At 75.6% G+C, this 12,792-nt stretch carries 14 protein-coding genes; 5 read left to right on the top strand and 9 right to left on the bottom strand.

Annotation, left to right across the window (positions count from 1 at the left end; translation table 11 throughout):
* Positions 1–7 precede the first annotated feature (7 nt).
* The 9 genes from ACFY0X_RS18930 to ACFY0X_RS18970 all read right to left on the bottom strand — a co-directional run bounded on the left by ACFY0X_RS18930 (position 8) and on the right by ACFY0X_RS18970 (position 6,103).
* Positions 8–1,852, bottom strand: a complete 1,845-nt coding sequence (locus ACFY0X_RS18930) for a complex I subunit 5 family protein (RefSeq protein ID WP_387755994.1) — start codon at positions 1,850–1,852, stop codon at positions 8–10.
* Positions 1,853–1,858: 6 nt separating this feature from the next.
* Complete coding sequence (locus tag ACFY0X_RS18935; RefSeq protein WP_387755996.1) at positions 1,859–2,203, bottom strand: sodium:proton antiporter; 345 nt, start codon at positions 2,201–2,203, stop codon at positions 1,859–1,861.
* A complete protein-coding gene (locus ACFY0X_RS18940) occupies positions 2,200–2,940 on the bottom strand; it encodes an MnhB domain-containing protein (RefSeq protein ID WP_387755998.1) in 741 nt (246 codons plus the stop codon). Before ACFY0X_RS18940 ends, ACFY0X_RS18935 begins: the two co-directional genes overlap by 4 nt.
* Complete coding sequence (locus ACFY0X_RS18945; protein WP_387756000.1) at positions 2,937–3,209, bottom strand: Na(+)/H(+) antiporter subunit B; 273 nt, start codon at positions 3,207–3,209, stop codon at positions 2,937–2,939. Before ACFY0X_RS18945 ends, ACFY0X_RS18940 begins: the two co-directional genes overlap by 4 nt.
* Positions 3,206–3,481, bottom strand: a complete 276-nt coding sequence (locus tag ACFY0X_RS18950) for a monovalent cation/H(+) antiporter subunit G (protein ID WP_387756002.1) — start codon at positions 3,479–3,481, stop codon at positions 3,206–3,208. Before ACFY0X_RS18950 ends, ACFY0X_RS18945 begins: the two co-directional genes overlap by 4 nt.
* On the bottom strand, positions 3,481–3,738 hold the full coding sequence (locus ACFY0X_RS18955; RefSeq protein WP_387756004.1) for a monovalent cation/H+ antiporter complex subunit F: 258 nt from the start codon (positions 3,736–3,738) through the stop codon (positions 3,481–3,483). Before ACFY0X_RS18955 ends, ACFY0X_RS18950 begins: the two co-directional genes overlap by 1 nt.
* Complete coding sequence (locus tag ACFY0X_RS18960; protein WP_387756006.1) at positions 3,735–4,181, bottom strand: hypothetical protein; 447 nt, start codon at positions 4,179–4,181, stop codon at positions 3,735–3,737. Before ACFY0X_RS18960 ends, ACFY0X_RS18955 begins: the two co-directional genes overlap by 4 nt.
* Positions 4,182–4,403: 222 nt before the next feature.
* A complete protein-coding gene (locus ACFY0X_RS18965; RefSeq protein ID WP_387756008.1) occupies positions 4,404–5,420 on the bottom strand; it encodes an SDR family oxidoreductase in 1,017 nt (338 codons plus the stop codon).
* Positions 5,417–6,103: a DUF6328 family protein gene (locus tag ACFY0X_RS18970; RefSeq protein WP_387756010.1), complete on the bottom strand. Its 687-nt coding sequence runs from the start codon at positions 6,101–6,103 to the stop codon at positions 5,417–5,419. The genes ACFY0X_RS18965 and ACFY0X_RS18970 overlap by 4 nt, the downstream gene beginning before the upstream one ends.
* A 215-nt stretch (positions 6,104–6,318) precedes the next feature.
* Here ACFY0X_RS18970 and ACFY0X_RS18975 point away from each other — a divergent pair, with 215 nt between their 5' ends.
* The 5 genes from ACFY0X_RS18975 to ACFY0X_RS18995 all read left to right on the top strand — a co-directional run bounded on the left by ACFY0X_RS18975 (position 6,319) and on the right by ACFY0X_RS18995 (position 12,758).
* Positions 6,319–8,124: a thiamine pyrophosphate-requiring protein gene (locus ACFY0X_RS18975; RefSeq protein ID WP_387756012.1), complete on the top strand. Its 1,806-nt coding sequence runs from the start codon at positions 6,319–6,321 to the stop codon at positions 8,122–8,124.
* A complete protein-coding gene (locus tag ACFY0X_RS18980; protein WP_387756014.1) occupies positions 8,111–8,548 on the top strand; it encodes a hypothetical protein in 438 nt (145 codons plus the stop codon). Before ACFY0X_RS18975 ends, ACFY0X_RS18980 begins: the two co-directional genes overlap by 14 nt.
* Positions 8,541–10,865: a GMC family oxidoreductase gene (locus tag ACFY0X_RS18985; RefSeq protein ID WP_387756016.1), complete on the top strand. Its 2,325-nt coding sequence runs from the start codon at positions 8,541–8,543 to the stop codon at positions 10,863–10,865. The genes ACFY0X_RS18980 and ACFY0X_RS18985 overlap by 8 nt, the downstream gene beginning before the upstream one ends.
* Positions 10,862–11,956 (top strand): enolase C-terminal domain-like protein, encoded by a 1,095-nt coding sequence (locus tag ACFY0X_RS18990; protein WP_387756018.1) that lies wholly within the window; start codon positions 10,862–10,864, stop codon positions 11,954–11,956. Before ACFY0X_RS18985 ends, ACFY0X_RS18990 begins: the two co-directional genes overlap by 4 nt.
* A gap of 127 nt (positions 11,957–12,083) precedes the next feature.
* Positions 12,084–12,758 carry an HAD family hydrolase gene (locus ACFY0X_RS18995; RefSeq protein ID WP_387756020.1) on the top strand — a complete coding sequence of 225 codons (675 nt, stop codon included), beginning with the start codon at positions 12,084–12,086 and terminating at the stop codon, positions 12,756–12,758.
* Positions 12,759–12,792 lie beyond the last annotated feature (34 nt).

The raw sequence follows: 12,792 nt of genomic DNA on the forward strand, positions 1-12,792 counted from the left end.
GGTGACGTTACAGCTGGGCGGTGAGGGCGACCAGCAGGGCGGCGATTCCCACGGCCAGCCAGGCGACGTAGTCCCCCAGCAGGCCGGAGTGGAGGCGGCGCAGCGGCAGGACGGCGGCGCGGTGCAGGCCGCTCGTGCCGCGCCCGGGGCGCCGGCGGACGGCGGCGGTGGCGAAGCCGACGGCCAGCAGCGCGGAGAGCAGGCCGAGCCCGAGGCCGGAGGCCGTCCACCAGGCCTCCGGCGCGGCGGCCGCCGGTACGGGCGGGCGCCCGAGGGTGTCGGCGAGGTAGGCCTCGCGGCCGGTGAAGGCGGCCGCGCCCGCCGCGAGGGCCCGGCCGACGCCGGGCAGGACGCCGACGGCCAGGCAGCCGGCCAGCAGCAGCGCGGGGGCCAGGACCATCGGCGGGGGCAGCCGCCGGTCGGGCGGGCGGATCTCGGGCTCCTCGCCCTCGCCGGTGGTCGCGGCCACCTCCGGGTGCTCCCTCGGCGGTGCGCCGGCCCCGCCGAAGACCCGCAGGGCCGCCCGCAGCACGGCGCCGCCGGTCAGCGCCGACACCAGGACGAACACCGCGGGCAGCCAGGCCAGTTCGTGCCCGGCGGCCTCCTCGGCGACGGCCTTGCCGAGCCCGGTGCCGAACGGCGGGAGCCCGGCCAGGGCCAGTGCCCCCAGGACGAACAGCAGCCCGGTGACGCGCAGTTCGCGGGCCCGGCCGTGCAGCCCGTGCTCGTCCACCGAGCCGAACCGGTCGAGCAGCACGCCGGTGAGGCCGAACAGCGCGGCCTTGGCTCCGGCGTGGCCGGCCACGTACACCGCGGTGCCGGCCAGCCCGGCCGGGGTGAGCAGGGCCGCGCCGATCAGGAACAGTCCGACGTGCCCGACCGTGGAGAACGCCAGCAGCCGCTTCAGGTGCCGCTGCTGCCAGCACATCACGGCGCCGACCAGCGCCGTGAGCACCCCGGCGGCCAGCAGGGTGTCCCGCACGACGGCGTCCGGCAGTCCGCCCGCCCCGGCGAAGATCACCCGGTGGATCCGGGCCACGCCGTACACCCCGAGTTCGACCATCACCCCGGACAGCAGCATGCACACCGGGCTCGGGGCGACGGCGTGCGCGTCCGGCAGCCAGAAGTGGAAGGGCGCCGCGGCGGCCTTCACCAGCGGACCGGCCAGGACCAGTACGAAGGCCACGACCAGCAGGGCGTCCGGGCCGCGTCCGGGCGCGGCGAGCCGGTCCAGCTCGGCGCCGATCTGGGCCAGGCCGAGTTCGCCGGTGCGGGCGTAGAGCAGGCCGATGCCGAGCAGCGAGAGGTAGGCGGCGGCCGAGTTGACCAGCCCGAAGGCCAGCGCGCCGTGCAGCGGGCGCGGGTCCTCGATCCGGAAGCCGGTCAGCGCGTACGCGACGGCGCCCATCAGCTCGAAGAAGACGAAGGCGTCGAAGAGGTCGCCGGTGAGCGCGAAGCCGCACATCCCGGCCTCGAAGAGCAGCAGCAGCGCGGGGAAGAGTCCGCCGCGTTCGCCGGTGGGCTCGTCGAAGTAGCGCCAGGCGTAGCAGAGCACGGCGAGCACGAGGACGGCCGCGAGCAGGGCGAGGCCGCTGCCGAGGCGGTCGGCGACCAGCACGATGCCCACGCTGTGCCCGTCGCTCGGGGTCCAGCCGCCCAGCCAGGAGACCGCCCGGCCGTCCGGGCCGGTCCGGGCCCACAGCAGGGCGAGGCAGACGACGTCGGTGGCGGCCAGGGCCGTGGCCAGCACGTCGCGGCCGAGGCGGGGCAGCCAGCGGCCGGCGACGGCGGTGACGGCCGCGCCCAGCAGCGGGACGGCGACGGCCAGCGGCAGCAGGTCGGCGGTGCGCACCGGCCGTCACCCCCGCAGCCCGGTCAGTTCCTCCGGGTCCACCGTGCCGTGGCGCTTGCGCAGTTGGATCACGAGGGAGAGGAGCAGCGCGGTGACGGTCGCGCCGACCACGATGTCGGTGAGCGTCAGTGCCTGGACCACCGGGTCCACCACCGGCGCGTCGGTCGGCAGGTCGGAGAAGACCGGGGCGGTGGCGTCGCGGCGGTACCCGACCGCGAGCAGCAGGACGTAGGTCGAGGACTGGGCGACGGCCAGGCAGCCGACCGCCTGCACCAGGTTGCGGCTGGTCACCAGGCCGTACAGGCCGGCCAGCAGGATCCACCCGGCCACCAGGTAGGGCAGCAGGCTCATGCCTCCTCCCCCCGGGGGGCGACCTCGACGGCCTGGTCCAGGAAGTGGGCGAGCAGCACCACCACGCCGGAGGCGACCTCGACCCCGACGACGGCGTTGACGACGGCCACCAGCCCGCTGGAGGACAGCTGGTTGAAGGTCCCGAGCGGCAGGGTGTTGGCGAGGTAGCCGGCGCCCTGGGCGAGGCCGATCAGGCCGAGCGCGGCGAAGGCGCCGGCGGCCAGCGCGTCCGCGACGTCCAGCGCGGCGAGCGGACGGATCCGCTTGAGCACCCGGTAGTCGGCCGCGACGTACGCCAGGTGCAGGGCGGTGGCCAGCGCGACGCCGCCCTGGAAGCCGCCGCCCGGGCTCAGCGCGCCGTGCGCGACGAGGTAGCCGCCGGTCAGGACGGTGACCGGCAGCAGCGCGGCGCCGAACAGCCGGGTGGTGGGCAGGACGGGCTCGGCGGCGGGCCGGCGCTTGCGCTCGTCCCGGGCCAGCCGCAGCAGGATGCCCGCGCCGAGCACGGAGCCGAACAGGATCGACTCCTCGCCGAGGGTGTCGAAGGCCCGCTGGTCGAAGTTGACGGAGGAGACGGTGTTGGCCGTCCGCCGCGCCAGCCCGGCCGCCACCGCCCGCTCGCCGTACGGGTGCCGCTCGCCGCCGAAGCCGGGCAGCTCACCGGCGGCGGCGACCAGCGCGGCGGCCAGCACGGAGGCCGCGAGGAGGAAGAGCCCGAGCCGGGCGGTCCGGTTCACTCGGAGCCGTCCGGGCGGCGTTCGTCGGTGTGCTCCTCGCGGTGCACCCGGCGGACGGTCAGCAGGATCAGCAGCGGGGTGATCGCGCTGCCGACGCCGAGCTGGGAGAGCGCGACGTCGGGCGCCTGGAGCACGGTGAAGAGCAGGGCGAGACTCAGTCCGAGCAGGGCCAGCACGGCGGCCTGCCGGACCGGGTCGCGGGTGAGCGCCGCCGCGGTGGCGGTGACGGCGGTGAGCAGCAGGGCGATCACGATCAGGGCGTCGGTCACGGCCGTGCCGCCGCCCGGCCCACGGCCATGGTGGTGACGGTGCCGCCCGCCGCCAGCAGCCCGCCGACGACCAGCAGCTTGACCGCCGCCCGGCCCGGCCCGGTGTCCACGGCGAGGGCGAGCGCGACCAGCGGGGCGCCGAGCACGGCGGCGGGCGAGAGGGCGTGCAGGCGCAGGTGGCGGCCGGGGAGCACGGCGAGCGCGAGGGCGGAGAGCAGCAGCGCGGCCGTGCCCGCGCAGAGCAGCACCAGGGCCACGGCGTGCCGCCCCATCAGCGCTCCTCGCCGGCCAGGAAGCGGGTGAACACCAGGGTCCCGGCGGGGGCCAGGACGGCCAGGTCGAGCGCCAGGTCGGTGTACGACGGCCGGCCGAAGCCCTGGGCGAGCAGCAGCAGCACGACGGCGGTCACCAGCGCGGCGAGGTTCAGCCCGGCCAGGCGCCGCCGCGCCTCGCCGGACAGCCCGAGCAGCAGGCACGGGGCGATCCCGCCGACGGCCAGCACGGCCGCCGCCAGCAGCCAGGCGTTCACTCGGCCGCCTCCGTCAACGCGCGCTCCAGGGCGGAGGCTTCCCGGCCGAGCGCGTGCACCAGCAGGCTCTGGCCGTCGACGTCCACCACGTACGCGCCGGGGGTCGAGGAGAGCAGCGCGGCCGCCCAGGCGGGGCCGGTGCCGGGGGCGAGCCGCACGGCGCGGAAGCCGGACCGGCGGCGGCGGGGGGAGAGCACGGCGAGGACCAGCCGGCCGGTGTCGGCCAGCAGGGTCCGCGGGAAGGCCCGCAGCGCCGGGGCGAGGCGGGCCGCTCCGCCCGGGGTGGCGCCGGAGCCACGCCGGGCGGCGAGCGCGCCGAGTGCCCCGAGCAGGGCGACGCCGCCGCCCACCGCCACCTCCAGCGGTGTCACCGAGCTGATCAGCACGACGTTCAGCAGCAGCAACATCCCCCACCAGAGCAGGAGTTCGGCCACCGTCCGCATCGAGTCACCCCCTGTACCGGCCGTCCTGGCAGCGTCGCCGTCGCGGCGAGCGGCCCCAGGTGTACCGTCCGGCCGGTGACGGCGTCCCGTGCGCAACGCCGACGCGCGCGGGATCGGCGTGCCCGACCACCCGTTCGCCGGAGCGCGAGGCCGGAACGTCCGATGATCGGCCCGGCTCCGCGCTCTCCGCTCTCGGCTCCGCTCAGGCGCCGGCCGTCCGGGTCACGACCGCCGTACCAGCGCCCTCGCCGCGGCCCCGAGCAGCGCGGCCCCGCCGACGGCGAGCAGGCCGTGGTGCTGGGAGGCCCACAACTGGGCGCTGCGCTCACGGGCCTCGGAGTCGAAGCGGCCGTGCGCGCCGTGGTCGTCGGAGGCGTCCACGGGCGTCCAGAGGTTGCAGCGGTCGTCCGCCGGCCGGGGCCCGTCCTCCTGCTGGGCGTCGATGCCGGTGCGGGCGAGGTAGCGGTCGAGCAGGCCGGGCGCGAGGGCGTTGGCGACCAGGGTGGCGGCCGTGCTGGCACCCACCCAGTACTCCCGCCGCCCGGGGTGGTCGGCCGCGTACCGTACGGCGCGGGCGGCAAGTTCGGGCTGGTGGACGGGCGGCACAGGGCGGGCCCGGCCGCGCAGCCGGTTGAGCACCCAGTCGAACTGCGGGGTGTTGACGGCCGGCAGCTGGACCATCGTCACGCGCACCGCCGAACCCTCGGCGAGCAGTTCGCAGCGCAGCGCCTCGTGCCAGCCCTGGATGGCGTGCTTGGCGCCGCTGTAGGCGGTCTGCAGCGGGATGCCCCGGTAGGCGATCGCCGAGCCGACCTGGACGATCGTGCCGTGGTCGCGCGGCAGCATCCGGCGCAGCGCGGCGCGGGTGGCGTTGACGTACCCCAGGTAGGTGACCTCGGTGACGCGGCGGAACTCCTCCGGGCTGATCTCCGTGAAGGGCGCGAAGACCGAGGCGAAGGCGTCGTTGACCCAGACGTCGATCGGGCCGAACTCGGCCTCGGCGCGGTCGGCGACGGCCTCGCAGGCCTCCGGGTCGGCCACGTCGGCCAGGACGGTGCGCACCGGCGAGCCGGCCGCCTCGGCCTCGGCCGAGGCGGCGCGCAGCCCGGCCAGGCCCCGGGCGACCAGCACGAGCCGGTCGCCGCCGGTGGCGAAGGCGCGGACGCAGGCCCGGCCGACGCCGGCGGAGGCACCGGTGATGACCACGGTGCGCGGTTTCGAACGCGTACGGATGCTCATGGCACGCGTCTTGCCCCGCCGTCCTTCCCGAAACCCGGCGGGCGCCCAGCCCCGCCGTCCCCGCCGTCCCCGCCGTCCCCGCCGTCCCCGCCGTCCCCGCCGTCCCCGCCGTCCCCGGCGGAACCCGGCGCGGGTCGGTCCGGGCCGCCGGCGTCGCCCGGAGGCCGGGTGCTCCGCGAGTCGTGCCGGCGCAGGTGCCGCACCGGGATCAGCAGCCAGCAGGACGCGAACCAGAGCATGACGGCCCCGGTGATCCAGCCGGACGCCGCCGAGCCCGTCGCCGTGCGCAGCAGGAGCAGCAGGGCGGAGCCGATGGTCAGCGCCAGCAGCAGCAGGCCGACGGCCACCAGCCGGGCCGCCGCGTCGACCAGTTCGGGCTTCAGGCGGTGGCCGGCGAAGATCCGGTGGTAGGCCACCGGGGCCGCCAGCGCGCCGGTGGCCAGCGCCCCGAGGACGACCGTGGTCACGTACAGCCCCCGGTCGAAGTCGCCGAGCTGGGTGAAGCGCGGCATGAAGACGACGCTCAGCAGGAAGCCGAACAGCACCTGCGAGCCCGTCTGGGCGACCCGCACCTCCTGGAGCAGGTCCGTCCAGCGCCGGTCGGCCCGCTCCTCGGGCGTCTCCCGCCGTCCCGTCCAGTGGCGGTGGGCGCGCCTCACCCGGCCGGTGTCCGGTGCCGCCATGACGATCGCCTCCGCCTCCTTGTCGCCGGTGCGTCTAGCCGCAGCCGGGCCCGGCAAACCCGGCCCGCGCCCGGCAAGCCCGGCCGCGCCGGGCACACCCCGCCCGCGGCCGGCCCGCCCCGCCGATCTTTACGGCCGGAAGGCGTTTCCGGACCCCCGTAGCGGATAACCGCGCTGCGGGGGGCCGTCGCCGTGAAGGCCGAAGGAGGAGCACCGTGTCCCCGAAGGTTTCCGACCAGATCCTCGAACGACTGCGTGACTGGGACGTGCAGTACGTCTTCGGCTACCCCGGCGACGGCATCAACGGGCTGCTCGCGGCCTGGGGCCGGGCCGACAACGACCCCGTCTTCATCCAGGCGCGGCACGAGGAGATGGCCGCGTTCGAGGCCGTCGGCTACGCCAAGTTCTCCGGGCGCACCGGCGTGTGCGCGGCGACCTCGGGCCCGGGCGCGATCCACCTGCTCAACGGGCTGTACGACGCCAAGCTGGACCACGTGCCGGTGGTCGCCATCGTCGGGCAGACCGACCGCAGCGCGATGGGCGGCTCCTACCAGCAGGAGGTCGACCTGCTGAGCCTGTACAAGGACGTCGCCGCCGAGTACTGCCAGATGGTCACCGTCCCCGAGCAGCTGCCCAACGTGCTGGACCGGGCGATGCGCACCGCCGCCGCCCGCCGCACGGTCACCGCCGTCATCGTGCCCGCCGACGTCCAGGAACTGGACTACAGCCCGCCCGAGCACGCCTTCAAGATGGTGCCCTCCAGCCTGGGCAGCCCGCAGTGGACGATCGTGCCGAAGGAGGACGAGCTGCGCCGCGCCGCCGAGGTGCTCAATGCCGGCCGCAAGGTCGCCATGCTGGTCGGCCAGGGAGCCGCCCACGCCCGCGGACAGGTGGAGCAGGTCGCCGAGGTGCTCGGCGCCGGCGTGGCCAAGGCCCTGCTCGGCAAGGACGTGTTGCCCGACACCCTGCCGTACGTCACCGGGTCGATCGGTCTGCTCGGCACCCGCCCCTCCTACGAGCTGATGCGGGACTGCGACACCCTGCTCACCGTCGGCTCCAGCTTCCCCTACAGCCAGTTCCTGCCCGAGTTCGGGAAGGCCCGGGCCGTACAGATCGACCTCGACCCGTTCATGGTCGGGCTGCGCTACCCCTACGAGGTCAATCTCGTCGGCGACGCCGCCCGCACCCTGGACGCCCTGCTGCCGCGGCTGGCCCGCAAGGAGGACCGCGACTGGCAGCGCACGGTCTGCGACAACGTCGAACGCTGGCGCGACGTGATGGAGCGGCGGGCCGGGGTCGAGGCGAACCCGATCAACCCCGAGTACGCCGTCCACGCCCTGGACCACCTGCTGCCCGACGACGCCATGGTCACCGCCGACTCCGGCTCCGCCGCCAACTGGTACGCCCGCCACCTGCGCTTCCGCGGCCGGATGCGCGGCTCGCTGTCCGGCACCCTGGCCACCATGGGCCCCGGCGTGCCGTACGCGATCGGCGCCAAGTTCGCCCACCCCGACCGCCCGGCGATCGCCATCGTCGGCGACGGCGCGATGCAGATGAACGGCCTCGCCGAACTGATCACCATCGCCAAGTACTGGCAGGAGTGGGACGACCCGCGCCTGGTGGTGGCGGTGCTCAACAACCGCGACCTCAACCAGGTCACCTGGGAGATGCGGGCGATGCAGGGCGCACCCAGCTTCCTGCCCTCCCAGCAGCTCCCCGACGTCGACTACGCGGGCTTCGCCCGTAGCCTGGGCCTGGGCGCCGAGCGCGCCGACCACCCCGCGCAGGTGACCGACGGCTGGTCGCGCGCCCTGGCCGCCGACCGGCCCTACGTGCTGGAGCTGGTCACCGACCCGGCCGTCCCGCCGATCCCGCCGCACGCCACCTGGGACCAGATCCAGGCCGCCGCCGAGTCCGTGCTGCGCGGCGACGCCGACCGCGTCGCGGTGGTCCGTCAGGGCCTCAAGGCCAAGCTCCAGGAACTCCTGCCCTCCTTCGGAGGCCGGCATGGGCATCACTGACCTCGCCCTGCGCAACATCCGCACCGGCCGCTTCCAGCGCTCGCTGGCCCTGGCCACCGCCGGCGGCTCGGTGATCACCGCCGCCGAGATCTACCTGGAGCACGACCGGGCCGGCTTCGGCAACCGCGTCATGTGGTGGCCGGTGTGGCTGGGCCCCGTCGGCGCGGCCGCCGGGATCGCCGGGGCGTGCAGCCCGCGCGCGGCGCACACGCTGCTCCCGGTCGCCTCCGCCGCGATCACCGCCAACGGCCTGCAGGGCACCTACCTGCACGTCCGGGGCATCGCCGAGAAGCCCGGCGGCTGGACGATGGCCCGCTACAACATCGAGATGGGCCCACCGCTGTTCGCCCCGCTGCTGATGAGCCTGGTCGGAGGGATGGGCCTGGTCGCCGCCGTGCTGCGCCGGGAGTCGCGCGATGCCTGAACCCCGCTTCCCCGGCTACGACGTGCTCGGCCAGGTCCGCCACTGGGACCGCGAGACCGTCGCCGCGGTGCTCTCCCGGACCGGCCCGCAGCCGCCGCTGCGCTTCTTCACCCCCGCCGAGGAGGCCACCGCCCGCGCCCTGCTCGACCAGCTGCTCGACCACCCGCAGCCCCCGCTGCTCGCGATGATCGACGCCCGCCTCGCCGAGCGGCAGACCGACGGCTGGCACTTCGCCGACCTGCCCGAGGACGACGAGGCCTGGCGGCGCAGCCTGCGCGCCCTGGACGAGGACGCCGACGGCTGCTTCGCCGACCTCACCGAGGTCCAGCAGCGGGCGGTGCTCGGCCGGGTGCAGGAACTGGCGGGCGAGCGCTGGCACGGCCTGCCCGCGCAGCACGTGTGGAGCCTGTGGACCCGCTACGCCTGCACCGCCTACTACTCCACCCCCACCGCCTGGAACGAGATCGGCTTCGGCGGCCCCGCCCACCCCCGCGGCTACCTGCGCCTGGGCGCCGGGCTGCGGGAGCCCTGGGAGGTCGCCGACGCCCACTCCCGCCCGCCGCGCCCGCCCGACCACGAGCCGCCGCGCCCCGTCCCGCCCGCCACCGACCCCGGCCGGCACTCCCGGCTGCGCGCCGCCGCCGCGACCGTACGGGCCAACGCCGCCGCCGAGGGCGAGGTCCGCCGGCGCAACGCCTCCGCCTGGCTGCTGCCGTCCGACGGCCGCGGCTTCGACCACTCCCTGGTACGGAACATGCGGCGCCACCGGGACGCGGACGAGGTCGACCTGCTGATCGTCGGCTGCGGCGCGGGCGGCGCCACCCTCGCCCAGCGGATGGCCCGCCGGGGCTGGAGCGTGGTCGTCCTGGAGGCCGGGCCGTTCTGGGACCCGCTCGCCGACTGGGTCAGCGACGAGGCGGCCTCCCACCAGCTGTACTGGACCGAACCCCGGGTCATCGACGGCACCGACCCGGTGCCGCTGGGATCCAACAACTCCGGCCGCGGCGTGGGCGGTTCGATGGTCCACTTCGCCGGGTACACGCCGCGCTTCCACCCGTCCGACTTCCATACCCACATGGTCGACGGCGTCGGCGCCGACTGGCCGATCGACTACGCCGACCTGCGGGAGTCCTACCGCCGGCTGGAGCACGAACTGCCCGTCGCCGGCCGGTACTGGCCCTGGGGCGAGCCCCACCCCTACCCGCACGCGCCGCACCCCGTCGGCGGCAACGGCGAGGTGTTCCTGCGCGGCGCCGCCGCCCTCGGCATCCAGGCCCGGGTCGGCCCCGTCGCCATCACCAACGGCCGCTTCGGCCGCCGACCGCACTGCGTCTACCGGGGCTTCTGCCTCCAGGGCTGCAAGGTCAACGCCAAGGCCTCCCCGCTGATCACCCACGTCCCCGACGCCCTCGCGCACGGCGCCGAGATCCGCGCCGACTGCATGGCCGCCGCCGTCGAACTCGACCACGACGGACTCGCCCGCGGCGTCCGGTACTTCCACCACGGTCGCGAACACCTCCAGCGCGCCCGCACCGTCGCCGTCGCCGGGTACGCCATCGAGACCCCGCGCCTGCTGCTCAACTCCGCCTGCCCGCGCTTCCCCGACGGCCTGTGCAACGACCACGACCTGGTCGGCCGCTACGTCATGGTGCAGGGCGCCCCGCAGACCTCCGGCCGCTTCGAGGAGGAGATCCGCGCCTACAAGGCCCCGCCGCCCGAGGTCACCACCGAGCAGTACTACGAGACCGACCCGCGCAAGCCGTACCGGCGGGGCTTCAGCATCCAGAACATCTCCCCGCTCCCCATCACCTGGGCCGAGCACGTCGTCGCCCAGGGCCACTGGGGCGCCGACCTGCGCGCGTACCTGTCCGACTACGTGCACTGGGCCACCCTCGGCGCCATCGCCGAACTGCTGCCCCGGCGGGACAACCGGGTCACCCTCGCCGAGGAGACCGACCGCCGGGGCCTGCCCGTCGCGCGGTTCACCTTCTCCCAGTGCGAGAACGACCGGATGCTCATCCGGGCCGCCCGTGAAGTGATGGAGTCGATCCTGCGCGCCGCCGGGGCCGACGAGGTCATCACCATCGACCGCTACGCCCACCTGGTCGGCGGCTGCCGGATGGCCGCCGACCACCTCGGCGGCGTGGTGGACCACCGGCTGCGCACCTTCGCCGTGCCCAACCTGCTGATCACCGACGGCAGCGTGCTCCCCACCCAGGGCAGCGCCAACCCGGCGCTGACCATCATGGCCCTGGTCGACCGCGCCGCCGGCCTGCTCGCGGCGGGGCAGCGGTCCGGACTGCGAGCGCCGGCATGACCGCCGTCGAACGCATCGGCGTCCAGGTCTACACCGTCCCCACCGACGCCCCGGAGGCGGACGGCACCCTCGCCTGGGACAGCACCACCCTCGTCCTCGCCCAAGCCGTCGCCGGCCCGCACACCGGCCTCGGCTGGACCTACGGCGCACCCGCCACCGCCGCCGTGATCAGCGCGGAACTCGCCCCGCTGGTCACCGGCCGCGACCCGCACGACACCAGCGGCGCCCACGAGGCGATGAACCGCGCGGTGCGCAACACCGGCCGCCCCGGCCTGGTCGCGGGCGCGATCTCGGCCGTCGACCTCGCCCTGTGGGACCTGCGCGGCCACCTGCTCGGCCTGCCGCTCGCCCGACTGCTCGGCGGCGCCGCCCGCCCGGTGGCCGTCTACGGCAGCGGCGGCTTCACCACCTACTCCGCCGGGCAGCAGGAACGCCAACTGCGGCACTGGACCGAGGAGCAGGGCATCCCCCGGGTCAAGATCAAGATCGGCGAGTCCCGGGGCACCCGGGAACGGCGCGACCTCGAACGGGTCCGCGCCGCGCGCGCGGCCATCGGCGACCGGACCGAGCTGTACACCGACGCCAACGGCGGCTACCGGCGCAAACAGGCCGTCCGGATCGGCGGCGCGCTCGCCGACGAGGGCGTCAGCTGGTTCGAGGAACCGGTCTCCTCCGACGACCTCACCGGCCTGCGCATCGTCCGCGACGCCGTCACCCCCGACGTCACCGCCGGGGAGTACGGCTACGACCTCGCCTACTTCGCCCGGATGGTCCCCACCGTGGACTGCCTCCAGGCCGACGCCACCCGCTGCGGCGGCCTCACCGGCTGGCTGCGCGCCGCCGCCCTCGCCGAGGCCCACGGCCTGGACGTCTCCGCCCACTGCGCCCCCCACCTGCACGCCCACGCCGCCGCGGCCGTCCCCAACTGCCGCCACCTGGAGTGGTTCCACGACCACGTCCGGATCGAGCGGCTGCTCTTCGACGGCACCCTCGACCCCGGCGGCGGCACCGTCACCCCCGGTGCCGACGGCGCGCCCGGCCACGGGCTGCGCCTGGCGCCCGCCCGGGCCGACGGGTACCGGGTGGGCTGACCGCGCGAGCGTCCCGGCGGACATCCGCAAGTCGGCGAACGAGCGGACGTCAACGAACAACCGGAGTCAACGATCAACCGGAGTCGGCGAACGAGCGGACGTCGGCGAACGACCGAAGGAGAAAACGGTGACCAAGGCCCCAGCTGCACTCTTCGATGTCGACGGCACCCTGCTCGACACCGTGTACTTCCACGCCCTCGCCTGGTGGGAGGCCCTACGGCAGCACGATCGCACGGTGCCCACCGCCCGGGTCCACCGGGCCGTCGGCATGGGCTCCGACCAGCTCCTCGGCCACCTGCTCGGCGAGGAGCGCGACCACGGCGACGACGACGCGATCACCGCCGCCCACGACGCCCTGTACGCCCGGTTCTGGCCGTTGATCCAGCCGCTGCCGCGCGCCGCCGAGCTGCTGCGCGCCTGCGCCGACCGGGGCTGGCAGGTCGTCCTCGCCAGCTCCGCGTCCGAACGGGAACTCACGGTGCTGCGCCGCGCGCTCGACGCCGACGACGTGATCGCCGCGGCCACCTCCGCCGACGACGTGAGCGCCACCAAGCCCGCCCCCGACCTGCTCCGGATCGCCCTGGACCGGGTGGACGCCTCGCCCGAGCACGCCGTGTTCATCGGCGACACCGTCTGGGACGTCACCGCGGCGGCCCGGGCGGGCGTGGCGTGCGTCACGGTGGAGAGCGGCGGCTTCGCCGCGCAGGAACTCCTCGGCGCGGGCGCCGCCGAGGTCCACCGGGACACCGCCGAACTGCTGGCCGACCTCGACCGCAGCGTGCTCGCCCGCCCGGCGGGCTGACCCCGCGGAGCCGGGCGGCCGGCCACCCTTCAGG

Source organism: Kitasatospora sp. NPDC001547, assembly GCF_042894165.1.
In the GTDB taxonomy this organism is placed as follows: Bacteria; Actinomycetota; Actinomycetes; order Streptomycetales; family Streptomycetaceae; genus Kitasatospora.